Below are 22159 nucleotides of genomic sequence, written 5' to 3'. Positions count from 1 at the left end.
CCATTACCAGTGAGCGGAGCGACCGGTTCCGCCCACCGGTAATCCTTTACTCGATGGATGCCGCCACGATGGCGTACTCGTGGTTGTGAGGCTCAATCAGGCTCGCGTGCAGGGCACTGATCGCCTTCTTGTAGTTGTCCTCATCCACCACGAACTGGATGTCCACCTGGCGCATGCACTGGTGAATCGCCAGTACGCTGATGTCCTCATCCGCGAGCGACTTCACGGAACGCGCCAGGATGCCCGGCACTTTCATGTCGCTGCCGATGGCCGATACCAGCGACACCTTGCGGGTACTGATCTCGGCGTTCGGGAACTCTTCTTTCAGCGCCTTGACCACACGCCTGACATGCTTGAGCGTGGTGTCCACGTAGTGGGTGATGGTATTGGCATTGGTGTCCTTGGACATGAAGCGCACCTTGAAGCGGCTCAGCACGTCCAGGATCCGGCGGTCGGAACCCGGCTCGCCCTGCATGTCCTGGTCGAACACCTCGATGGCGAACACACCCTTGGCGCCGGCAATGATTTCCACCTGCGGGGTCTCGCTGATGTAATCACCGGTGATCAGGGTACCGGTATGCTCCGGCTCGAAGGTGTTCATCACCCGCAGCGGGATCTCGTTCTGGCGCAGACCCTTACCGGCGCGGGGGTGGATCGCTTCCATACCCAGGTTAGCCAGCTGGTCGGCCACGTCATAGTTGGTCCGCCCAAGGGGCACCACCTTGTCCGCGCCAACGATGTTCGGGTCGGCGGAGCTCAAGTGATATTCCTTGTGGATGATGGCTTCACGGGCATTGGTGATCACCGCCACCCGGCTGAAGGTCATCTCGCTGTAGCCCCGGTCGAAGGTCCGCATCAGACCTTCCTTGCACTGGGCATAACCGGTCACGATGGGCAGCTCGCGGGTGAGGTCCACGGCATCGAAGGCCTGCTTGAGCTTCTCGTCCAGCGGCAGCAGTTCGCTGTCACGCCAGCCGGTCAGGTCGACAAAGCGGGCGTTGATGCCTTCCTGCTGCAGTTTCAGCGCGGTGTTGAAGGCACTGTGGGCCTCGCCGATACCGGCCAGCATCTCACGGACAGTCAGCAGGTGCTCTTCCAGTTGGAACTGGCCATAGGAGCACAGGCGCTGGAGATCAATCAGGCAGCCGCGAACCCCCTCGATACGGTCGGTGATGAACTGGTCCGCCTGCTGCTTGAGCATCGGATCCTGGAACAGCTCACCGTTGATGTCGGTGAGGAACTTCACCAGCTTGGTGAGGTCGTCGCCCCAGGCCCAGTCCGACTCGGCGTCCGCAAACAGGGCATAGACCCCGGGCTCACCGGTCTTCTTGTGCTCGAGCAGTTCGTTGGTCACGCCACCGTAGGCGGACACCACGAAGATGCGCTGGTACAGGTCGTCCTTGCTGCGATTACCAATGATGATATTGTCGCGAACGGCCTCGTAGTTACTCATGGAAGTACCGCCGATCTTCTCGACGGTATGTTGTGCGGTAGTCATAAAGTCGCCTTCGCTATCCTGCAGAATGAATGTCCCGGAAGTGCGGGCGCCTTACGACGCCTCGCTGACTCCTTCCTGCATGATCTCGTCGACACTTTCCGCCAGCAGGGCAGCACCCTTGCGGAGATCGTCCTCACTGGTGGTGAGCGGCATCAGGCACTTGATGACTTCGTCGTTCGGACCACTGGTCTCGATGATCAGGCCACGCTCGAAGGCGCGCTTGGTGATCGGACCGGTCAGATCCGCATCCTTGGCTTCGATACCGCGCATCAGGCCCCGGCCCTTCATCTTGAACTCGCCCGGGTACTTGTCACAGATGGCCTGCAGGGCATCGCCCAGGACCTTGGTCTTGGCCTTCACTTCGTTGGCAAAGGCGTCGTCCTTCCAGTAGGTCTCGATCGCGGTACGGGCAGTGATGAACGCCATGTTGTTACCACGGAAGGTACCGTTATGCTCGCCCGGATCCCAAACATCCAGCTCCGGCTTGAACAGCACCAGCGCCATCGGCAGGCCGTAGCCACTGAGGGACTTGGACACGGTCACGATGTCCGGCTTGATGCCGGCAAATTCAAAGCTGAAGAACTCACCGGTCCGGCCGTTACCAGCCTGGATGTCGTCAACGATCAGCAGGATGTCGTGCTTCTTGCACAGCTCGGACAGGCCTTTGAGCCACTCGGCACGGGCAGCGTTTAGACCACCTTCACCCTGGACCGCCTCAACGATTACAGCGGCCGGCAGTTCGACACCGGAGGAGCTGTCTGAAAGCACCTTGTCCATGATCTCCAGGGTGTCCACGTCTTCACCCAGGTAGCCGTCGTAGAACATGAAATCCACGTGGCCAAGGGGAACGCCGACACCACCGCGGTGATGTTCGTTACCGGTGGCGGCAACAGCACCGGCGGTTACACCGTGGAAACCGTTGGTGAAGGAAATGATGTTGGTACGACCTTTCACCTTACGGGCCAGCTTCATGGCCGCTTCCACACAGTTGGTACCGGTGGGGCCGGTGAACTGCATCTTGTAGTCCAGGCCACGGGGATCAAGGATGTACTTCTTGTACGATTCCATGAAGTCGTGCTTGGCGGTGGTGAACAGGTCCAGGCCTTGGCTCACACCGTCTGCCTCGATGTACTCGAGCAGAGCCTTCTTCAGGATGTCGTTGTTGTGGCCGTAGTTCAGGGAACCGGCGCCGGCCAGAAAATCCAGGTACTCCTTGCCGTCTTCGGTGTACAGATGTGCGTTCTTGGCACGGTTAAAAATCACCGGAAAGGCACGGGAATAAACGCGTACTTCAGATTCGGTCGACTTGAAAATTTCCATTGTCTTGCCTCTTAGCATTTCAGGTTCGAGGTAGATGCGCGGGGGCCTGTCGGTTAATACATTTCGGTCGCGACAAGCCCGCCGTGCGTTGGTTTAAGCCTTGATGGCAGACCTACCTCGGGTGGTCTGCCGGCTAGTCCAAATCACAGTCAGTCATTCACGATGAGAAATCGTGAGACCAGGGCTCTCAGACAGGCTTCGTGAAAGGTCCGATGCGCAGCAGGAATTCAGAATCATGCTTGCCACCGAAGTGCTTCTCTTTCTCGAAGTGCTCGTGGTAGGTGAGCTCGGCTCCCATATCACGGGCGAATGAACGGAACAGCGCCCAGGAGGCCTCGTTGTCCTCGGTGATGGTCGTCTCCATGTGGGTGACGTCTTTGCACGCATCGCGGGAAACGATCTCTTTGAGCATCCGCTTGGCGAGGCCCTGTCCACGACCTTTCTCGTGAACCGCCACCTGCCAGACAAACACGGTCTCGGGCTGTTGGGGAGGGATGTATCCGGAGATAAAGCCGACCAGATCGCCTTCCTTCTCCGCGGCCACGCCGGTCTCGGCAAAGTGGCTGCACTGCAACAGGTTGCAGTAAATCGAGTTGGGGTCCAGCGGCGGGCACTCGGCCACCAGCTGGTGGAGCCTGTAGCCATCGTCTTTCGTGGGTGTACGAAGACTGATGGCGGTGGTATTCGAACCTTCTGATGTCATAACGTGATCAATTCGCTTCTAAAAGTTAGTGCTGAATTATATAGACCACAAAATATATTTCAAGTTGCGGTCCATTTACCCACAGCAGGACGCCCGCTCTCACGCTTTAAGAATAGACCGGATTGAAGCAATCGCCAGTGACAATCAGATTAAAAACCGGAAGGAAAAACGACATCTCCGGGCGCCAGGGAAGTACCGTTGAGAAGGCGATTCCGATAGGAGACCTCGGCATCGGAACCAGACGGCCAGAGTGCATCAAACCGGGTCAGCCAGGCCCGCTGATCAAAGGCGACGGGCACCAGCGAAAAGTGCAGGCCACGGCGTTCCAGCGCTGCCACAGGCTCAATAGAGGGCCCGGGTGCACTGATACGGGTAATCAGCCCGCGGGGATCGCGATGCAGATTGCCCATGCCGGCCGAGCCATTATTGACTACCACGCGGGCCTGCTTTGCCACCAGCCCGGACCAAAGCACCGGCAGGCAGGTGTGGGTGCAGACGATGGCATCGGCATCGGTTGCATTGAACCATTCAGCCAGGGAGCTTTCGTTACCTTCGGCAAAGGCCTCGTGGGCCAGACCCCAACCGGCCAGGGATTCGGGATCGCCGTGCAACACCAAAATCTTTAGGCCTCCAAACATCAGGCAGCGATACCGGGGTAAATCGGCCAGTTGCTTACGGATACCGGGGCAGGCCAAGGCCACGCCCTGAAGCCGCTCGATGATCCGGTTGGAGCGTTCCACCACGCCCTGATCGACAAACTCGGGATAGGCGCAACCGCAACCCGCCCCGGGGCTCGGATTGGCCAGTTCGTACTCGACATTGCCCAGGCTGACGGTATGCCTGAGCACACGTTCATTGACCTCCCGGAACAGATCATCACTGGCGTTGAACCAGTTGAAATCCCCATTGAATACCAGCTGGACGCGCCGGCCTTCTCGTTCCTCCGCCCGGGCCATGCGCTCGATCTCGTCCAGCGCAAGCACATTGCCGTAAAGCCCACCGATCACATACAACACATCCGCGGAACTCTCACTGACTTGCCGGCACAAATCGGCGGGATCGTACCGGTAAGCCAACGGACAACTGCGACCTTCCTGCGCCATGAATCAGGCCTCCCCGGCAGCCAGCGAACGCCCCGCCAGACGCCGCAACACCAGCGGGACAAAGAACCCGGCGGAACAGATCAGGAAGCCCCAGGCGTTGACGCCCAGCAGCATGGCGTACTTGCCATCACCGATGGCCCAGCTCGCGGGAATCAGGCCCATGGCCAGCAAGACACCCAGGCCCAGACCGGTCCAGAAACTCAGGTGGAAACTCCAGGGCGACCAGCGGGTGAAACCATAGAACAGGAACACCGGCGCCAGCCCCATCACCATGGTGCCGGAGATGGTCGTGGCCTTGAGAATGTCGGTTCCGGCAAACATCGGCAGGTTACCCAGGAACGCAAACACCACCATCACCACCGCACCAACCCGCATACTGGGCAACCGGTCCTTGGCGCGCCGGGCCAGCCGGGGCAGATCCACGGCCAGGGATTTCGCCAACGAGGTAAAGGTGGAATCCAGGGTGGAGCCGGCCGAAGTCATCATCACCACACTCATGAAGAACAGCGCCGCCAGCCCCAGGGACTGCCCCACGGCTGCCGGTGCATTACCCATGGCATCGATACCGTTGAGTCGGGCATGGACACCCACCAGGCTGAAGATAAATACCGCCACAAAACCCAGCAGACCGGCCACCACGAAGCTCTTGAGCATGGTCTTTTCCTTGTTCACTAACCCCCGGTCGGTCAGGACCGGATCGTGGAACGGGTAACTGAACAACTGCAGCAGGGCGACCAGCAACAGGTCGAAGCCGGCGTTGAGCCGGAACTCACCATTGCTGAGCAGGGCACTGGTATCGTTGGCCGGAATGATCAGGAACAACACCGCCCCGACAAAGAACACGAACACGAAAGCCTGGATCACGTCGGTAAAGATCGACGAACGCAGCCCGCCTTTCAGGCTGTAGGCCAGGGTAAACACGGTGAAGAGCATCGCCGCCGCGTAATACTCCCACTCCCCGGGCAGTCCGAAGTAACCGCCCACGACCGCGGTGTTACTCCACACCTCGTTATACAGCCGGATCAGGATCGCCGCCGCAAAGGCCAGACCGGCCAGCCGGCCAAACCGGGAAGTCAGAAAGTCCTGCAGACTCCGGGCCCCGGTCTGGGTCCGAATCAGGTAGATGACATAACCGGCCACCGGAATCGACAGCCAGTAACTGGCGTACGCCAGACCACCGACCACGCCGTAAGCCGCCCCCAGATTGGCCGCATTGGTCACCGACTTGGCGAAGATCCAGCTGATAAAAATACTGGCTGTCAGTGACCACTGACCAACCGGATTCCCCTGATCATCGGCGCCTTTATAGAACGAATTCGCGTTCTTGCTCTTTGGCGACAGCACATACATCACCACGCCGTATACCAGCAGAAATCCCCAGAACAGGGAGGCTTCTGTAAAATTCATTGTCTTGTTCCTGGTTCTTTTTCTTTAACGTCATTCAACGAACAGCAAAGCCGTATCCGCGGTCTGGGGGGTGGGGGTAATTTATCCGCCGGAAAAAGATGTCTGAGCGAAGCGAGTTGTTTTTCCAAGGAGAAATTACCCCCACCCCCCAGGCCGCCAATGACCAGCCATCAGTCCTGCAATCGACAATGCCCAAGCCTAGGCAGGCGCCGAACAACTAGCCCCAAAGCGGTAACAGGAAAAACACCGGTGATGCCGCAACATGATCCGCTCATCCATGCTCTCGGCCAACGACCCACCGAGGTCATACTGAGGATCATCATCCACCAGCGTGCAGGCATACACCCGCACCGCATCGCCCTTCTTCACCAGCATCCGGGTATAGGTACACATGAAGTGCGCCCGCGACTCTTTGGTTGGATATTTCTCCATGCAGGTCTCGGTAATCTCCGGGCTGCCATCCTCGGAACCCGGTGTGCCGAGATCCGGAAACGCGGTAAAGGCCAGGTTCTCCGGAATGTTCCACTCACGGAAAATGTCACGGAAAGCCGCTTCCACATCCGAGGGAATCTCTTCCGGGTCGGTCTGGCGCGCGATGGACACCTTGAAGCCCTGCTCGATCAGCCAGCGAATACCCTCCAGCGCCTGATCGAAGCTGCCTTCACCCCGGTCCTTGTCGTGCCGGGCCCGGTCCGGAAAATCGAGACTGACCCGGAAGTGGATCGGATAGGGATTGTCCAGTAGCGGCAACACCTGGTGCCGGCGTTTCAGCAGCGGCTCGGTGGCGTTGGTAAGCACGAAGCAGGGCCGGTGCTGGCTGGCGTAATCGAGGATGTTGACGAAATCCCGGATGACGAAAGGTTCGCCACCGGTGAACGAAAACTGCTCCACGCCCATATCGATGGCCTCGTGGATAAACGGCTTCACATCACTGAGCTTCATGCCGGGAATGCGACCGTCGCCAGGGTGGGAGCCTTCCAGGCAGAAGGGGCAGGCCAGGTTGCAGGCGGTGCCGGTGTGAATCCATAGCTCCTTGAGCTTGTCCGCATCGATGTAACCTCGCGGATCACCGTTGCGGGTGTGGGTCCAGCTGTCGAACGCCCGGGGTTCGAGGACTTCCACGGCCGGAATACGTTTACTGCGGGCCGGTCGGGTTTCGGTCAGGGGCATAGATGCTCCTCGATCATTCAATGTTATTGGGCACAGACACGGGCAGGACGGTTTTGTTACAGCGACCGCCTGATTTTTTTACCCCGTTGTCACTTCTTTACGCTTTTCCTGCCGGCTCTGATCTTTTTTACCCCGGCGCCATCCGTGAAGTTTCTCAAGAAGCCTGAGAATGCCTTCCGGCGCGTGGGCGCGTTTCCATTCTCCGGCCGCGTACTTGGCGGACTCGTTCCAGGTCGGGTAGGGGTGGATGGTGCCCAGGATCTTGTTCAGGCCCAGACCATGTTTCATCGCCAGGGTAAATTCCGCCAGGATTTCACCCGCGTGGGCGCCCACCACCACGGCACCGAGAATCTTGTCCTTGCCCGGCGGTGTCAGCACCTTGATGAAGCCATAGTCCTCGCTCTCGGCAATCGCCCGGTCCAGGTCATCCAGGCCGTAGCGGGTGACCTCGCAGGCAATTCCCTTTTCTTTCGCTTCAGCTTCGCTCAGGCCGACCCGCGCCACTTCCGGCGAGGTGAAGGTGACCCAGGGCATTACCCGGTAGTCCACCCGGAAGCGTTTGAACTGGCCAAACAAGCCGTTCACCGCGGCATACCAGGCCTGGTGGGCGGCGGCGTGGGTGAACTGGTAAGGACCGGCCACATCGCCACAGGCAAACACGTTGGGGTAACGCAGGCTCATATCCGCTTCAACCGGCACGGTACCGTTGGGCAGGGTATCCACGCCGATCCGTTCCAGGTTCAGTCCGGAGGTATCGGCCGCACGCCCCACCGCGACCAGCACCTGATCGAAGGGAATTCTCACGCGTTCACCCTCATGATCGCAGTAGGCAACCTTCTCGCCTTCCTCAATGCGAAACTCGGTGGCCGAATGCTTCAGCCGGACGTCGATGCCATCGGCCTCAAACTGTTTCATGACCACCGAGGCAACATCCGCATCTTCCTTCGACAGCAGACGTTCGCCCCGCTCCACCTGGGTTACCTTGATGCCCAGGCGCGCGAAAGCATGGGCCAGCTCGCAGCCGATCGGGCCCCCGCCCAGTACCAGCAAGCGCTCCGGTTGATCCTGCAGTTCCCACAGGTTCTCGGAGGTCAGCGGTTGCATGTCTTCAAGTCCCGGAATCGCCGGCATGGCCGGTTTTCCACCAGTAGCCACGATAATACTGCGAGCCGTCAGTCGCTCAGTGCGGCCATCGTTGTGCCGAACCTCCAGTTCCCAGGGAGATACGAAGCTCGCCTCGCCGGAGATGCAGTCGACACCCAGCTTTCGGTAACGCTCGGGGGAATCGTGGGGCTCCACTTTGGCGATCACGTCCTTGACCCGATTCATGATGTTCCTGAACGAGCCCTTCACCGGCACCGACTCCAGGCCATAGCGGTTGGCGTGGCGCAAGGTGTCGGCCGCCTTGGCGCTGCGAATCAGGGCCTTGGAAGGCACGCAGCCGGTGTTGAGGCAGTCGCCGCCCATTTTGTTCTTCTCGATAAGGGCCACTTTTGCCTTGACGGCCGCAGCGATGTAGGCGGAAACCAGTCCTGCAGAACCGCCGCCGATGACCAGCAGGTTGTAGTCAAAATGGTCGGGTTTCTGCCATCCGGCATACACCCGACGGCGGCGGATGAAGCCCACCACAAACTTGGCAATGAGGGGGAACAGCCCGAGCAGGGCAAAGGACAGGAGCAGGTCGGCCGAGACGATATCACCGGTGGACTGGATCTGGCCCAACTGGGTGCCGGCATTCACGAACACGAAGGTGCCCGGCAGCATGGCAATCCAGCTCACCAGGGCATAGGTGCGCAACTTCATGCCGGTCAGGCCCATGGCCAGGTTGATCAGGAAAAACGGAAACACCGGCACCAGGCGCAGGGTTGCCAGGTAGAAGGCACCGTCTTTTTCAATGCCCCTGTCGATCCTGGCAATGGTGTCCTTGTATCGCTCCCGCAGGGTATCCCTTAACAGGAACCTGGCCACCAGAAAGGCCAGGGAGGCGCCCACGGTCGAAGCAATGGATACCGCAGCCAGGCCATAAAGATTTCCGAAGAAGGCACCGCCGGCCAGGGTCATTATGGTTGCACCCGGCAGGGACAGGGCTGTCACGACCACATAAATCAAGCCATACCCGAGAACCGCCACCAGAAGGTGCTGATCAATCCATTGCGCCAGCGCAGCCTGATGGGACTGCAGGTTCTCCAGGGTCAGCAGCTTGTGACCGTCGAGGCCGATAAACACAGCCACGATCGCGGCGATAACCAGAATGAGTAAAAGCTTGCTTCGATTCATGTCCATACCTGCAAAAAATGTATAAACCAGTACGTTGTTATTGCTGAGACACGATCACCGGCTGGATGTTACATCGTCCTTGATTTAATATTTTTGAGCAATCGCTACAGAATACCGGAACTTTTCCGGAATCCGAACCACTATAAAGACACAGCGATCGAAGCCAGACTGACAAGGGACGGAAACCCATGGACACAGCAGTGCATCCGGACATCGAAGGTTCACTGATAGAAGCACTCAAACAGGGCGATTCGACAGCGTACAAGAAAGCGGTACGCGGGTACTCCCCTGGCATGCTGGCGGTTGCCCGGTTCTACCTGGACCACTCCAGTGCCGAAGAAATTGTCCAGGATTGCTGGGTTACGGTGATTGATGCCATACACAAATTTGAAGGCCGTTCCGGTCTGAAAACCTGGCTGCACCGGATCGTCGCCAACCGGTGCAAGAACAAGTTACGTTCCAGCAAGCGCGAAGTAGCGACCGATTTTTCCGAAGGCCTCGAACCGGAGCTGGCCGAACGCTTCAACGCTACCGGCCGATGGGACGTGCCGCCCAAGCTAAAGTTCCACGAATCCGCCGATACCCTGATGGAAAACGGAGCACTCAGCGATTGTCTCGATAAACACCTCTCCGCTCTGCCGGAAACCCAACGCTCCGCCCTGATGCTCTACGAAGCCCACCAGCACAAATCCGAAGATGTCTGTAACATTCTGGATGTCAGCGCCTCTAACCTTCGTGTACTTTTACACCGTGCGAGGCAGAAGATCTTTCTCATGGTGGAAACCTTCCAGGAGACGGGCGAATGTTAATGTGCAGGGACCTGGCCGAAATAGCCAGTGACTACATCGATGGCGAACTCAGCGCCCGCCAAAACCTTTCCGTGAAGATGCACCTGATGATGTGCCAGGACTGCCGAACCTTTATCGGCAACCTGCGCGCAAGTACCAGGCTTATGCAGGCGCACTCCTCCGGCCACCCGGACGAAGAGCTCCTGCGCCGGATCGATGAACGGATCTCCGAAGCACTCAAAACACGAAGAACCCGGGATAACGACGAGGAATGAATGTTCCCGGCGCGGGTGTCACACCCCCGGGATTTGTTGCATGTCCCTGTACTCTCCCGCACCAGCCGCCCGGGTTCGTCTTTTCCGTTCGGCTTCGAGCCTGTCCGCCCAACTCTCGACATCGATCGGAATGGTCCCGGTAATCTCCAGGGATCGATCCTCCAGTACCTGTTCCAGGCTTTGCTCTCGCCGTTGTTCTATCACCTCGTCCCGGTGGTGCAATAAGGCTTCGATCTGGGGCCGGAAACCACGCAACATGGCCGTCAGCCAGCGGTTCACCGGCCAGCTGGGGTAAGCGTGATCAATGGCAAACCGGTCCAGAACGGTCGTGATTGTTGTCGCCGGCAGCCAGCTCTCGTCCGTCACCCAGCGATTTACCGCAAACAGGTCGGTGGGGTAGCCCCAGGCATCCATGGAAATGGCAACCAGATGCGCCACCCGGTCCTCGCCGGTGGGCCCCATCGCTGGCTCTACCCCCTCAGGTAATGAGGCGTCACGAAGGAACAGATGGAAATGGCCATGTTCGGCATGATCCTCCCGGTGAGCATGATAGTAATACTGGGACGCCGTATCCCGGTCATAAACGTCTTCTTTCGGGTAATGATCCATTTCATAGAAAGGGCCCTGCCCCTTGAGCACTTCCCCAACCACATTCAACCCGCCTTTCTCCAACACCCGGTAGCACTCCCGGATATCGTCAATGGCCGCCAGACTTATTTCCAGCTGCGCGTCCGTCAGGGTCGCCAGCCTGGGAATACGAAGTTCTGTCATAGCCTTTCATCTCCTGCCGGGGCGACTTCCGAAAATTCCCGGAAGTCGGGCCCATGAACATTTGCAGCAACCTCAGGCAGCGGCATCTGCCAGACGTTTCCCGGCACTGGCGGAACAGGGGTTCTTCGCCGCACAGGGATTTTTAGTTGCGCATGGATTTTTCGTGGCGCAAGGATTTTTACCGGCGCACGGGTTACAGGCTCCGCATTTACCGCCCTTCAGGGCACAGGGATTAGCAGCCAGTTGCTCCTGGACCTTACCCATATAGGTGGTGAGTGCCGCCAGCTGCTCGCCACTCCAGTCCAGGGGCTCGGCTGCCATGGGCTGGACCATGCAGATCTGGACCATCTCATCCAGATGCACCGAATCCATACCAAACATGTCGCGAGCCATGGCCACGGAATGCGGATAGGCGTTGGCAAAGGTGGCGTTGTAACCGGCACCATCGTTATGGCAGGTCGCGCAGGACAGACCATTGCCGCTCAGGGAGGTGTCATTGAACAGTTTCTCCCCCAGCGCCATCAGCTTGCAGGGATTCCCCTCATAGGGCTGATAGTTGGCCGGCCTGGTGACCTTTTTGGCAGCACAGGGATTGGGTTTGGCGCCACACTTCCCGGAAGCCGCACAGGGATTACAGGTTTTCGTGGCACAGGGATTACAGCCTTTGCTTGCACAGGGGTTCTTGCTGGCGCAGGGGTTTTTAGCGGCGCAAGGGTTACATCCGGCCTTGCAGTACTGCTCTGCCTTGCACTTGTTCTTGCATGGAGAGCAGGCGCTGCAGGCTGCAGCTGCGAGCCCGCCGGTGCCCAGCATGGCCGTCACCAGCGCCGCAGACCACCAGGTGGCGCGGCGATGTTCAAACGAAGTACGAATCGCATTTCTCAGAGGATGTATTGTGGACATTGTCTCTCTCCCCGATCATGGAGTTATGGTTCGGGCCTGCAGAGCCCGTTGCCGCCCGAAGGGGCGGTCAGGAAAGAGACACATGAATTCCGGAACTATTACACCAATTTGGAAAACCAATCGGCATCTAATATGAGTGCAATGCATGACCGACGCCCTGCCCAACGACAGAAAACCTGACGTTATCGCCGCCCTGGCCGGAGGCTGGGTCGCGGATGCAGCCAGCCTTGGTCTGCACTGGTTGTATGACAGCGCACGCATTCTGGAAGTAGGCGGTGAATCACCGGAATTCCTGCCTCCGGATGACGATTATTTCAAAGGCGGATTCGGTTACTTCGCCCATGAGGGCAAACAGGTTGGCGATGTCAGTCATTACGGGGCGGCCACCGGGGTACTGACCGACAGCCTGCTGGCAAACGAGGGCAGGCTGGATATCCGCGATTACCAGCGCCGCTTTCGGGCGTACTTCGGGCCTGGTGGTCAATGGCAGGGCTACATCGACAACCCGACGCGGGTCACCCTGAACAACCTGAACACCATTGAGCAGGAAGCCATTAAACAGGCCCAATCAACCGTCAGGGCCGAATTGACCGATCAACAAAGGCGGATACTGGTGCAGAAGGTACTGCCCTACACCCGGCGCCTGAGTGGCGAGCAACTGGCGGATCCGGTTCGCAGGGCCATCGACCTGACCTACCATGAATCGGAGGTTCAGGAAGCGGGCGTTTACCTCGCTGAAACCATCGACCAGCACCTATTGCCGGAAAGCGGCGCCAACGACATGCAACTGCCCGCGGTATCCAAACTGCCGCCCCTGGTGGCCAGTTATTGCGGCAGTGATCGATTGATGGAGCTGACCGAAGCCGCTGTCCGGGTCACCAATCACAATGACGAAGCGGTGGCCTGGGCAAAATGCGCGGCGCGGCTTCTGGATCTTCTTTTCCGGGGCGAGTCGATGTCGGCGGCCCTGGAAACGGCCAAAGCCGAAGCTCCGGACCAGGCAAGCCTGGCCAGGGCCCAGTCCGGTTCATCACTGGATGCGATACAAGCCGGCGACACTTTCGGCCGCACCTGCTACCTGCATGAAGCCATGCCGGTGATCTTCCATATTCTGACCCGCGCCAGAAGTTATACAGAGGCCATTCGCGCCAATATTCACTGCGGCGGCGATTCCTGTGGCCGGGCCTGGATTATCGGCCCGGCAATGGCTGCCTTACACGGAGTCGGCGGTGAGCGCGGCATCCCTCTTAGCTGGCTGGCGCGGGTCACCCATGCGCCTGCGATCCTCCGGGATATTGAAACTATGGTTAACGGGTCCTGGTCAGTCTCGCGTTGAGGGGCAAGGCGCCCCGCAGGGCGCACAGGCGGTTTCATCCCGCTGCATCAAGGCAGTTTCCACGTTGCCCTGACCGGAATTGAACGCAAAGGTCGGGCTGCCGAGATGATCCGCCATGATCAATGCCAGAATCACCCCGAGCATGACCACGATGCGGGTACGACTGTAGGCTTTGTTCATCCTATCCTCCCGCATCAGTTTGGCAGCCGGAACCACGGCCGGAGCCGGATTCCGATCAGCGAGCCGGCAAACGCGCAGGCAAACCAGATCCATGCATGCAGGCTGGCTGAGGCAATACCTGAGAACAGCGCGCCGATATTGCAGCCGAAGCCCAGCCGGGCACCATAACCCAGCAGCAAGCCACCCACCACGGCGGCCAGGAACTGGCGACCTTCCGGCCGGTTACGGCTGGCCTCGTTGAAACGGTTGGCCAGACCCGCCGCCAGCATGGCGCCAAGCAGCAGACCGAAGTTCATCACCGAGGGAATGTTGGTCAGCACCGAATCCTTCAGGGCCATGGCGGGGTAATCCCAGGTCCAGAACTCGAACTGGGCCATATTGACGCCCACCACTTCCAGAGCCTTGGCACCCCAGACGTTGAAGGCGAAGGTAATGCTCCAGGGGGCACCGCCGATGGCCAGGGTCAAGGCATTGCCGGCGGCCAGGATCAGGATTGCCCAGGTGAACGGCCAGCGGCCACTGACCAGGGTTCGAAGCACCCCGTGGCCCTGACTTTTCCAAAGCAGTTCGTCCCGCTCGATAGAGCCGTGGGCCTTGCGTTCAATACGATTCACCCACCAGGCAACCAGCCCGAGCCCGATAAACTGGACCAGAATGGCTCCGGTCACACCAAAGCTGTTCACCAGTGGTACCGGATCGAACCCGGGCTGATCCAGCCACCAGGGCAGGTGGATGGAGCCGAGCACGGCACCGGCAATGAAAAAGACCAGCGTGACCACCATGCGAATGTTGCCAGCACCCACGGTGAACAGGGTACCGGAACCACAACCACCCCCCAGCTGCATACCGATGCCGAACAGGAAGGAGCCCACCACCAGCGAAGTACCTACCGGTGCTACGGCACCCACCAGTCCTGCCTGGCCGCTGTGGAGCATGGGCACCATGATCAGTGAACTCACTGCGAACAGCAGCAGCTGAGCACGCATACCGGCGCCGCGTTTCTTGACTACCAGATTGCGCCAGCCGGCGGTAAAGCCAAAGGCACCGTGATACAGGGCCATACCCAGCACGGTGCCTACCACAAACAGCACCACCATGAAGGGGGCCGTTTCCAGCCAGATCAGTCCACCCAGCAGAGCGAAGCCCGCCAGTGCCGTCGAAACAATAAACCGGTCCACCTGCCAGGGTGGTTGTTGGAGATCCGGCTGAAGAACTGCAGAATCAGTCATCACGTTTCCACTCAATCAGGCAATCAGTTAAACAGGTCCAGCAGTTTGCTGAGGCCTTTTTTCGCCACCTGCATCGGGCGGTCACTGTCCTGGGACCATTCCGCCATGGAGCCGTCGTACAGTGCCACTTCCTCGAAACCCGCCAGTTCGCTCAGCACGAACCAGTCGGTGGCGGCCCAGTGTCCGGTGTTGCAGAAGGCAATGGTGCGGGCACCGGGGTCCAGCTCGGCTGTGTTTACCTTTTCGGTAATCGCTTGCCGGTTCAGATAGAACACCTGGTCCTGCTGGTTGATGAACGAGTCATGGGGCAGGTTCCGGGAACCGGGAATGGTGCCGGGTGCTTTGGCCGCCGGCGACTTGGTCTCGCCCCGGAAATAATCCGCCGGGCGGGCGTCTACCAGCTGCGCCTGGGTTTCACGGGCCTGCTGGACCTCCTCAAGGCTCGCCAGGAGAGGTTCCTGAAGCTCGCCCTCGAACTGTGCCACCGGCAGGCGTGCGCCATCGCCCGTGGCAACGTCATAGCTCGCCGCCTTCCAGCCGGCCAAGCCACCGTTGAGAATCGTTACCGCGTCATGGCCTAAAACCCGGAAGGTCCAGTAGACCCGGGCCGCACTACCGAAATCGGTCACCCCGGTTCCGGCGGGCACGACAACCACCGTCGTGTTATTGGTAATGCCCAGGCCGCCAATCAGGCGTTCCAGGGAACGGACCGGCGGCATGAGGCCGGTCACGCCGTCCCGGGTTTCCCGCCAGCCATCATTGGTGTAGCTGCTATAGACAGAGCCGGGAATGTGCCCTTGCTGGAAGCTGCTCCGATCACCACCGTTATCAATGCCGGAGCGAACATCCAGAACCACCAGCTGGTCATCGCCCAGACGGTCATTCAACCAGGCAGCGTCGACCAGGGCTGACACCTGGGCCTTGGCGCCGTAGCAGAAGGCGCTGAACAGAAACAGAATTGATAATGTCGCCAAACGAATCATGGGCGCACCTCCAAAGGGAGATTAATTTTGAATGATTATTATGATTTACGATTGGCGTTATTAAAATAGGACTATCTATATTTTTTAGAACTATGCAAATGAGAAAAATTTCCACTCAAAAGCCAGCGCCGCGTGGAATCGACCACGCGGCCTGAACCGGCGGTTTACTGGTTTTTGCTCCAGGCGAACTTCTTGAACGGCTCATCAACCGGCGTCTGGGCAATGTGGTTGATGTAGTTGCTCATGGTCTTCTGGGACAGGGTCAGGATGACGTCCAGTACCTGCCGGTGACCGTAGCCTGCCTTGAAGAAAGCATCCAGGTCTTCCTCGCTGACGTTGCCCTGCTTGCGCATCACCGCCAGGGTGAAGTCTCGAAGCGCTTCGAGCTTTTCGTTGGGAAGCGGCGTCTCGTTACGCAGCGGCTCGATGATGTCATCAGATACTTCCATCATCTTGGCGATGCCGGTATGTGCCGGCACGCAGTAATGGCAGGCATTTTCGACATTGATGGTCTGCCAGACCACGGTTTTCTCTTCATTATCGAAACTGCTGTCCAGCACCAGCTGATGCAGCTTCTGATACGCATCCAGCACCTGGGGGGATTCCGCCATTACTGCGTGCAGGCTGGGAATCATGCCGAAACCTTTTTGCGACTTCTCCAGAAGTGGCTTGGCGCCTTCCGGAGCAGATTCGATGTCATGCAACTTGAAATCAGCCATGGTGTATCTCCGTTTTTGAATGTTTGCTCAACAACAACGAGACTAACTGTTATTGAGCAGTCATTCAAGATATAATTGAGCGAACATTCAAAGTAACGGTAGATGGTATCGGTATGCCCAGACCTCCAAGTTATAATCGGGAATCCGCCCTCGCGAGGGCCGTCAGCCTGTTCTGGGAAAAGGGCTACCATGGCAGTTCGATGAAGCAGATCGAGCAGGCCCTGGATATGCGGCCCGGCAGCATCTACGCCACCTTTGGCAGCAAGGATGGTCTGTATTCGGAAGCCCTCACCCGCTATGCCGAAGCGGGCGGCGCGGAGCTGGCCGAGCACATGGCCGGTTACGATTCCATCATCGAAGGACTAAAGGACTATCTCCGCAGGATTGCGCAGGGCTGTACCAAAAAAGGCGTTGCACCCTCCCGTGCCTGTCTGATCGTCAAGACACTTCTCGAATCCAGCAATACCCACGCGGGGCTGTCCGAACAGGCGCAGGCGATTCTGGGCGCGATAGAGCAGTCCTTCTCGGACTTGCTTGAGCAGGCCAGAGAACAGGGTGAACTGAGGGAATCCGTCGATCCCGGGCGCCTTGCCCGGCTATTGCAAAGCCAGATCATGGGGTTACGCTCCATCGCCGAGCGCAACCTCCCTGATGATGAGCTGGAAACCCTGGGTGATGATATGGCGAGGATTCTCGACGCCTATCGTGCGGACTGAGCCCGGACCCTGAAAATAAGCAGCCAATCTTCGAGTAGCTCTGTAACGCTCTCTGCTCTCATGTGTCCATGTTGTGAACACCGCCTCGTGCGTTCTTGCACGGGAGGCGGCAAATCCGCAACACGGAGGACACAACCATGAGAATCCTTACCTTGATCGGTATCCTGTTCGCTTTCGCCATGGGCGCAACCGCCCAGGCTGAAGGGGTCAGCAAGGAAGATATCGAATGCGGCAACAAGGCAACCTGCCTGCAAAGCCCGGGGGATGAAGACCACGGCTCAGCTGGCTAGGCGATTCACCTGCTCCACAAACCCGGCCGGAACGCTGTCCAGCACTGGCCGGGCATCACCGCACACTTCGGGATGGGGCGCATCCGGCTCCACCGCCAGAACAGAGGGGGACTCGGACCAGTGCAGCAATTGCAGCTTGCCATTCTCCTGCTCCACCAGCGCCGTGCAGTGCTCCACCCAGTCACCGTCATTGCAGTACAGCCCGTCCTCACTGCGCAGAAATCCTGCGGAATGAATGTGGCCACAGATAAAGCCGTCGTAATGACCCTTTTCCGCCACCGTCAGCGCCGCCAGCTCGAACCGACGGATGAAGGTACGCGCCCTGCCGATCCGGCTTTTCACCCAGGCAGCCAGTGACCAGTACGGCTTGCCCTGCAGTCGGCGCAGGGCATTGAACCAGCGGTTCAGACGCAGTAACAGGCCGTGGGCACGGTCACCGACCAGCAGCATCAGCGGGCTGCAACGCACCACCTGGTCAAACTGGTCTCCATGACACACCAGGAACTGCCGGCCATCGGCGGTGGTATGGACGGCTTTGTAGTTCAATTCGATACCGGACAGGGTCTGGCCACAGAAACGCCGGAAGAACTCATCGTGATTGCCGGGTATGTAGACCACACGGGTGCCGGAGGCGGCCAGATCGATCAGCTTGTGGATAACCTTGCGGTGTGAATCCGGGAAGTGAGAGCGCCGCTGCATGGCGATGAGATCGACAATATCGCCGACGAGGTAGAGGGTCTCGCACCGGATGTTGTGCAGAAAATCCAGCAGGTACTCGGCCTGGCAGTCGGCCGTTCCCAGGTGGACATCGGAAATGAATACACTGCGATATTGTCGCACGGTGCCTCCCGTTTCGCCGGAGCTTGCAGTCAGGTGTCCTTGAGACAACCATGGCAAGCTCCGGTGACAACCGGGTGACGCCCGCAAGACAGTTTGGTTACCGGGGAGGCGTTACCGGAGATCCGGATTCAGGGTGTAGGTTCCCGTTACCCGGGCACTGTCGAGAACATGGCCTTTCATGGCTTGCCTGACATCATTGCCATCAAACTCACCCTCAAGACCCAGGCTCTCCACATCCAGTGCATGAACCTCGAACTGGTAATGATGGATAATCTCGTCGTTCCAGGGCGGGCAGGGACCATCGTAACCGGCGTAGGTACCGGCCATGTCCGGATTGCCGGCCAGGAACTGGGTGTAGTTATTGACGCCACGAACACCAATGGGGCCGGGGCCATGGTCCTTGCCCTTCGGGCTGACGCCATCGCTGTCCTCCCCCTCGGGAATCCGGTTCACATTGGCGGGAATGTCCACCAGCAGCCAGTGGAAGAAATCCACCCGCGGCAAATCCTTTGAAACAGTTTTGCCCTCCTGGTTCACGTCGTCCGCCACGCTTGGCACATCCGGATCAAACATCATGACCACAAAGCTTTTGGTTCCTTCAGGGGCATCCTCCCAGGTAATCTCGGGGTTCCTGTTCGGACCAAAGCTCATGTGGTCCTCTTCGCTGTAGACGCCGAATGCAAATTTCTCCGGAATCGGCTGACCTTCTTCAATACCTCGGACCTGCAGTTTCACAGCAATGCCTCCTGTTGATAATTGACCTCGACCTGGTTGATTTTGCCAATCCGTGACCAGATCTTTGATACAAACGGTTTTAACAGTGGTGTCGACCCTATGTCCAGATTAGCAGACGACAGCCGATGCCACGTTCCGCCATAACCACGCCCCAACCGACGGAGACCCAGGTCACCATGAGCGACCAGAAACCCGGCAGTCCGCAACCACCCGAAAACCAGAAGGACGAGGACGCCATTGCCCTTGCCCAGGGGCTGTTTGATCTCGCCCGTAACGGCGGTACCCGGATGCTCCGGCCACTGCTGGAAGCCGGCGTGCCCGTGGACATACGCACCAGTGACGGCGACAGCCTGCTGATGCTGGCCACCAAACACGCGCGCCTCGAGACCGTCCGCCTCCTGCTGGAGAAGGGCGCCAACCCCAACCTTGCCAACGACCAACTGCGTACGCCGCTGATGTCGGCGGCCATGGCCAATCAACTGGAGGTCTTGGAGCTTCTGCTGGAGGCCGGCGCCGATCCCCGGGCGGCCGATACCGATGGGGCCAGCGCCCTGGATCTGGCACAAGCTCATGGCGCCACGGAAGCGGGGCAGCGACTGGCTGCCCGGCTCACGGGATGACCGGGGTCAAACCCTCGGGCAAATACCCTTGATCATGACGCCAGATCAACCATAGTTACTATCAGAAAGCCCACATCGAGGAGAGCGAGTATGAGTGACGAAGAAGACTACAAGAAGCTGCATCCGATTCTGAGTTCGGTGACCCAGACCTACGTGGATCTGTATACCAACAAGCCCAACGAGAAGAATCGTGAGCAGCTGATCAAGCTGGAGAAACTGCTGCACGAGAAGCTGGATGAACTCAAGAAGGCCCGGGGCGAGGAAAACAGCTGATTCCGGATGCCCCACCGGCGCTCTGATGATCGGCGTCAGAGTGCCGCATCCGCTGTCCGGCGGAGGAAGTAGTCCCTGGTGAGCCGGATCACCAGCGGCGACAGCAACAGGATCGCAATGAGGTTGGGCACCGCCATCAGCCCGTTGGCGATATCACACAACGCCCAGACCAGCTCAAGATCCATCACCGCCCCCACCGGCAGCAGCAGACAGAACAGGTTGCGGTACAGCCGTACGGACTTGTTACCGAACAGGTAGCCGGTCCCCCTGTCCCCGTAGTAACTCCAGCCCACCACACTGGAGAACGAGAAGAACAGCAGCGACACGGTAACGGCCAGCTTGCCAAGATCCGGGACGGCGGCATTGAACGCCATGGTGGTCAGCTCCGAACCGCTGACACCGGTGGTCCAGACACCGGTCGTGACAATCACCAGCGCCGTGATGGTGCAAACCACCAGGGTGTCGAACAGGGGGCCGTTCATGGCCACCAGTCCCGCCCGCACCGGCTCGTCGACACGGGTCGCCGCCATGGCAATAGGCGTGGTGCCCAGACCGGCCTCGTTACTGAACACGCCACGGGCCACTCCGAACTGGATGGTGGTCATCACGGCCGCGCCCGCAAATCCGCCGGTGGCCGCGGTGCCGGTAAAGGCATCGGAAATGATCTGGACGAAGGCGCCCGGGATAGCCTCTGCGTTCAGGCCAAGCACCACCAGCGCACTGCCCACATAGATCACGAACATCAGGGGGACCAGGCGGGAGACCACCGAACCGATGCGCCGGATGCCGCCGACAATGACCATCCAGATCAGCAATCCATAGACGACGCCAATGCCCAGTTTGACCCCGAGCACCCGGTTTTCCGAAGGCTCGTAACCAATGATATCCCGCAGGGAAAACTCCATAGTGTCAGCTACCGAGTTGGCCTCGACCATATTGCCGGTGCCGTAGGCAGCAATGATCGCGCACAGGGCAAAGAACTGGGCCAGGGGTTTCCACTTCGGGCCCAACCCACGCTCGATGTAATACATCGGGCCGCCGGCATAGCCGGTTTCCGGATCGTAGTGACGAAACTTGAGAGCCAGGGTGGTGCTGGCAAACACCGTGGCCATGCCCACCACTGCGGTCACCCACATCCAGAAGATAGCGCCGGGCCCACCGAGAGCAATGGCGGTAGCCACCCCGGCGATGTTGCCATTACCGATGGCCGCGGACAGGGCAACGGTCAGGGCCGAGAAATGACTCAACTCCCCGACCTGGGACTTCTCGGCATCGCGGCCGCTCATGATGCGCATGGACAGCCCGAGCCGAAGGAGCTGGATGAAACGCAGCCGTATGCTCAGGTAGAGACCGGTACCCACCAGCAACAGGATGGTCAGTGGCCCCCAGATAATCGCTCCGATCTGATCAACCAGTTCCTGCATTCTACGCCATCCCTGCCCGAACTATTGCCGTGTCACCCTCAGGTCCATTTCTCGTGGGGTGGCCGGTAGTTGCCGAAGGCTTCAACCACCGCCTCCGGCGTTTCCGCCCGGATGATCATGTCGATGTATTCCTGGTTCAGGAAGCCGTTTTCCTGCATGGTCTGCACCATTGCCAGCAGCGGGTCGTAGAAGCCGTTGATGTTATACAGGCCACAGGGCTTCTGATGAAAACCCAGCTGGCCCCAGGTCCACGCCTCGAACAGCTCTTCCAGGGTTCCGATACCGCCGGGCAGGGCAAGGAAACCATCCGCCAGCTCCGCCATCCGGGCCTTGCGCTGGTGCATATCACGAACCACATGCAGTTCGGTCAGGCGGTCATGGGCCAGCTCCCGGTCCCTCAGGCTCTCGGGAATCACGCCATAGACCCGGCCACCGGCCGCCAGGGTGGCATCGGCCACGATACCCATCAAACCGACGTGGCCGCCACCGAAAACCACATCAATGCCATGGCTGCCAAACCAGGTGCCCAGTTCCCTGGCCTTGTCCACAAACACCGAACTGTTGCCGGGTCTGGACCCGCAATAAACCGCCACTTTCAT

The 22159-nt window shown here is 59.1% G+C and carries 24 protein-coding genes; 7 read left to right on the top strand and 17 right to left on the bottom strand.

Annotation, left to right across the window (positions count from 1 at the left end; translation table 11 throughout):
- Window positions 1-46: 46 nt before the first annotated feature.
- From BM254_RS03640 to BM254_RS03605, 7 genes are all read right to left on the bottom strand, one after another.
- Complete coding sequence (locus BM254_RS03640; protein ID WP_091998758.1) at window positions 47-1498, bottom strand: aspartate kinase; 1452 nt, start codon at window positions 1496-1498, stop codon at window positions 47-49.
- A gap of 51 nt (window positions 1499-1549) precedes the next feature.
- Window positions 1550-2818, bottom strand: a complete 1269-nt coding sequence (ectB, locus tag BM254_RS03635; RefSeq protein ID WP_091998755.1) for a diaminobutyrate--2-oxoglutarate transaminase — start codon at window positions 2816-2818, stop codon at window positions 1550-1552.
- Window positions 2819-3005: 187 nt separating this feature from the next.
- Complete coding sequence (ectA, locus tag BM254_RS03630; RefSeq protein WP_091998752.1) at window positions 3006-3521, bottom strand: diaminobutyrate acetyltransferase; 516 nt, start codon at window positions 3519-3521, stop codon at window positions 3006-3008.
- A gap of 149 nt (window positions 3522-3670) precedes the next feature.
- A complete protein-coding gene (locus BM254_RS03625) occupies window positions 3671-4624 on the bottom strand; it encodes a metallophosphoesterase family protein (RefSeq protein WP_091998747.1) in 954 nt (317 codons plus the stop codon).
- A gap of 3 nt (window positions 4625-4627) precedes the next feature.
- Entirely contained in the window at window positions 4628-6031 is a 1404-nt protein-coding gene (locus BM254_RS03620; RefSeq protein WP_091998744.1) for a sodium:solute symporter family transporter, read from the bottom strand.
- A gap of 198 nt (window positions 6032-6229) precedes the next feature.
- Window positions 6230-7201: a radical SAM protein gene (locus BM254_RS03610; RefSeq protein ID WP_091998739.1), complete on the bottom strand. Its 972-nt coding sequence runs from the start codon at window positions 7199-7201 to the stop codon at window positions 6230-6232.
- Between the two features lie 78 nt (window positions 7202-7279).
- On the bottom strand, window positions 7280-9478 hold the full coding sequence (locus tag BM254_RS03605) for an FAD-dependent oxidoreductase (RefSeq protein WP_091998736.1): 2199 nt from the start codon (window positions 9476-9478) through the stop codon (window positions 7280-7282).
- Window positions 9479-9666: 188 nt separating this feature from the next.
- Here BM254_RS03605 and BM254_RS03600 point away from each other — a divergent pair, with 188 nt between their 5' ends.
- Complete coding sequence (locus tag BM254_RS03600; RefSeq protein ID WP_091998733.1) at window positions 9667-10287, top strand: RNA polymerase sigma factor; 621 nt, start codon at window positions 9667-9669, stop codon at window positions 10285-10287.
- Window positions 10281-10541 (top strand): anti-sigma factor family protein, encoded by a 261-nt coding sequence (locus BM254_RS03595; protein WP_091998731.1) that lies wholly within the window; start codon window positions 10281-10283, stop codon window positions 10539-10541. Before BM254_RS03600 ends, BM254_RS03595 begins: the two co-directional genes overlap by 7 nt.
- A gap of 18 nt (window positions 10542-10559) precedes the next feature.
- Here BM254_RS03595 and BM254_RS03590 read toward each other — a convergent pair whose 3' ends face one another.
- Both BM254_RS03590 and BM254_RS03585 read right to left on the bottom strand, forming a co-directional pair.
- Window positions 10560-11312, bottom strand: a complete 753-nt coding sequence (locus BM254_RS03590; RefSeq protein WP_175497196.1) for a DUF6969 family protein — start codon at window positions 11310-11312, stop codon at window positions 10560-10562.
- Window positions 11313-11384: 72 nt separating this feature from the next.
- A complete protein-coding gene (locus BM254_RS03585; protein ID WP_245777343.1) occupies window positions 11385-12215 on the bottom strand; it encodes a cytochrome c peroxidase in 831 nt (276 codons plus the stop codon).
- Window positions 12216-12360: 145 nt separating this feature from the next.
- Here BM254_RS03585 and BM254_RS03580 point away from each other — a divergent pair, with 145 nt between their 5' ends.
- Window positions 12361-13551: an ADP-ribosylglycohydrolase family protein gene (locus BM254_RS03580; protein WP_091998727.1), complete on the top strand. Its 1191-nt coding sequence runs from the start codon at window positions 12361-12363 to the stop codon at window positions 13549-13551.
- On the opposite strand, the gene BM254_RS03575 is transcribed toward BM254_RS03580, so the two are convergent.
- The 4 genes from BM254_RS03575 to BM254_RS03560 form a co-directional block, all read right to left on the bottom strand.
- The gene (locus BM254_RS03575) at window positions 13537-13731 is read right to left on the bottom strand and encodes a hypothetical protein (RefSeq protein ID WP_091998723.1); all 195 of its coding nucleotides are present in this window, start codon (window positions 13729-13731) and stop codon (window positions 13537-13539) included. The two genes, BM254_RS03580 and BM254_RS03575, sit on opposite strands and share 15 nt — an antisense overlap.
- Before the next feature lie 14 nt (window positions 13732-13745).
- Window positions 13746-14960: a YeeE/YedE family protein gene (locus BM254_RS03570; protein WP_091998720.1), complete on the bottom strand. Its 1215-nt coding sequence runs from the start codon at window positions 14958-14960 to the stop codon at window positions 13746-13748.
- Window positions 14961-14983: 23 nt separating this feature from the next.
- Window positions 14984-15943, bottom strand: coding sequence for a sulfurtransferase (locus BM254_RS03565; RefSeq protein ID WP_091998718.1), 960 nt, complete (start codon window positions 15941-15943; stop codon window positions 14984-14986).
- Between the two features lie 164 nt (window positions 15944-16107).
- On the bottom strand, window positions 16108-16662 hold the full coding sequence (locus BM254_RS03560; protein WP_091998715.1) for a carboxymuconolactone decarboxylase family protein: 555 nt from the start codon (window positions 16660-16662) through the stop codon (window positions 16108-16110).
- 113 nt (window positions 16663-16775) lie between these two features.
- Here BM254_RS03560 and BM254_RS03555 point away from each other — a divergent pair, with 113 nt between their 5' ends.
- Together BM254_RS03555 and BM254_RS17730 are read left to right on the top strand one after the other, a co-directional pair.
- Window positions 16776-17378 carry a TetR/AcrR family transcriptional regulator gene (locus BM254_RS03555; protein ID WP_091998712.1) on the top strand — a complete coding sequence of 201 codons (603 nt, stop codon included), beginning with the start codon at window positions 16776-16778 and terminating at the stop codon, window positions 17376-17378.
- A gap of 137 nt (window positions 17379-17515) precedes the next feature.
- Complete coding sequence (locus BM254_RS17730; RefSeq protein WP_175497195.1) at window positions 17516-17668, top strand: hypothetical protein; 153 nt, start codon at window positions 17516-17518, stop codon at window positions 17666-17668.
- On the opposite strand, the gene BM254_RS03550 is transcribed toward BM254_RS17730, so the two are convergent.
- A complete protein-coding gene (locus tag BM254_RS03550) occupies window positions 17657-18508 on the bottom strand; it encodes a UDP-2,3-diacylglucosamine diphosphatase (protein ID WP_091998709.1) in 852 nt (283 codons plus the stop codon). The genes BM254_RS17730 and BM254_RS03550 overlap by 12 nt on opposite strands.
- A 111-nt stretch (window positions 18509-18619) precedes the next feature.
- Entirely contained in the window at window positions 18620-19243 is a 624-nt protein-coding gene (locus BM254_RS03545; RefSeq protein ID WP_091998707.1) for a YbhB/YbcL family Raf kinase inhibitor-like protein, read from the bottom strand.
- 176 nt (window positions 19244-19419) lie between these two features.
- Here BM254_RS03545 and BM254_RS03540 point away from each other — a divergent pair, with 176 nt between their 5' ends.
- The gene (locus BM254_RS03540) at window positions 19420-19863 is read left to right on the top strand and encodes an ankyrin repeat domain-containing protein (protein WP_091998704.1); all 444 of its coding nucleotides are present in this window, start codon (window positions 19420-19422) and stop codon (window positions 19861-19863) included.
- 90 nt (window positions 19864-19953) lie between these two features.
- Window positions 19954-20136, top strand: coding sequence for a hypothetical protein (locus tag BM254_RS03535; protein ID WP_091998702.1), 183 nt, complete (start codon window positions 19954-19956; stop codon window positions 20134-20136).
- Between the two features lie 35 nt (window positions 20137-20171).
- Here the strand turns inward: BM254_RS03535 and BM254_RS03530 are convergent, their stop codons facing one another.
- Entirely contained in the window at window positions 20172-21560 is a 1389-nt protein-coding gene (locus tag BM254_RS03530) for an alanine/glycine:cation symporter family protein (RefSeq protein WP_091998700.1), read from the bottom strand.
- A 38-nt stretch (window positions 21561-21598) separates the two neighbouring features.
- Complete coding sequence (locus BM254_RS03525) at window positions 21599-22159, bottom strand: LOG family protein (RefSeq protein WP_091998697.1); 561 nt, start codon at window positions 22157-22159, stop codon at window positions 21599-21601.

The sequence above is a fragment of the Marinobacter pelagius genome, assembly GCF_900114925.1.
In the GTDB taxonomy this organism is placed as follows: domain Bacteria; phylum Pseudomonadota; class Gammaproteobacteria; order Pseudomonadales; family Oleiphilaceae; genus Marinobacter; species Marinobacter pelagius.
This window is presented reverse-complemented; position numbering and strand designations above follow the sequence as displayed.

Coding starts and splice junctions, on each gene's coding strand:
- BM254_RS03625 (WP_091998747.1), bottom strand. CDS start 4,624: ATGGCGCAGGAAGGTCGCAGTTGTCCGTTGGCTTACCGGTACGATCCC.
- ectA (WP_091998752.1), bottom strand. CDS start 3,521: ATGACATCAGAAGGTTCGAATACCACCGCCATCAGTCTTCGTACACCC.
- BM254_RS03620 (WP_091998744.1), bottom strand. CDS start 6,031: ATGAATTTTACAGAAGCCTCCCTGTTCTGGGGATTTCTGCTGGTATAC.
- BM254_RS17730 (WP_175497195.1), top strand. CDS start 17,516: ATGAGAATCCTTACCTTGATCGGTATCCTGTTCGCTTTCGCCATGGGC.
- BM254_RS03555 (WP_091998712.1), top strand. CDS start 16,776: ATGCCCAGACCTCCAAGTTATAATCGGGAATCCGCCCTCGCGAGGGCC.
- BM254_RS03535 (WP_091998702.1), top strand. CDS start 19,954: ATGAGTGACGAAGAAGACTACAAGAAGCTGCATCCGATTCTGAGTTCG.
- BM254_RS03585 (WP_245777343.1), bottom strand. CDS start 12,215: ATGTCCACAATACATCCTCTGAGAAATGCGATTCGTACTTCGTTTGAA.
- BM254_RS03530 (WP_091998700.1), bottom strand. CDS start 21,560: ATGCAGGAACTGGTTGATCAGATCGGAGCGATTATCTGGGGGCCACTG.
- BM254_RS03580 (WP_091998727.1), top strand. CDS start 12,361: ATGACCGACGCCCTGCCCAACGACAGAAAACCTGACGTTATCGCCGCC.
- BM254_RS03560 (WP_091998715.1), bottom strand. CDS start 16,662: ATGGCTGATTTCAAGTTGCATGACATCGAATCTGCTCCGGAAGGCGCC.
- BM254_RS03610 (WP_091998739.1), bottom strand. CDS start 7,201: ATGCCCCTGACCGAAACCCGACCGGCCCGCAGTAAACGTATTCCGGCC.
- BM254_RS03575 (WP_091998723.1), bottom strand. CDS start 13,731: ATGAACAAAGCCTACAGTCGTACCCGCATCGTGGTCATGCTCGGGGTG.
- BM254_RS03565 (WP_091998718.1), bottom strand. CDS start 15,943: ATGATTCGTTTGGCGACATTATCAATTCTGTTTCTGTTCAGCGCCTTC.
- BM254_RS03605 (WP_091998736.1), bottom strand. CDS start 9,478: ATGAATCGAAGCAAGCTTTTACTCATTCTGGTTATCGCCGCGATCGTG.
- BM254_RS03525 (WP_091998697.1), bottom strand. CDS start 22,159: ATGAAAGTGGCGGTTTATTGCGGGTCCAGACCCGGCAACAGTTCGGTG.
- BM254_RS03600 (WP_091998733.1), top strand. CDS start 9,667: ATGGACACAGCAGTGCATCCGGACATCGAAGGTTCACTGATAGAAGCA.
- BM254_RS03570 (WP_091998720.1), bottom strand. CDS start 14,960: ATGACTGATTCTGCAGTTCTTCAGCCGGATCTCCAACAACCACCCTGG.
- BM254_RS03590 (WP_175497196.1), bottom strand. CDS start 11,312: ATGACAGAACTTCGTATTCCCAGGCTGGCGACCCTGACGGACGCGCAG.
- BM254_RS03540 (WP_091998704.1), top strand. CDS start 19,420: ATGAGCGACCAGAAACCCGGCAGTCCGCAACCACCCGAAAACCAGAAG.
- BM254_RS03595 (WP_091998731.1), top strand. CDS start 10,281: ATGTTAATGTGCAGGGACCTGGCCGAAATAGCCAGTGACTACATCGAT.
- BM254_RS03640 (WP_091998758.1), bottom strand. CDS start 1,498: ATGACTACCGCACAACATACCGTCGAGAAGATCGGCGGTACTTCCATG.
- ectB (WP_091998755.1), bottom strand. CDS start 2,818: ATGGAAATTTTCAAGTCGACCGAATCTGAAGTACGCGTTTATTCCCGT.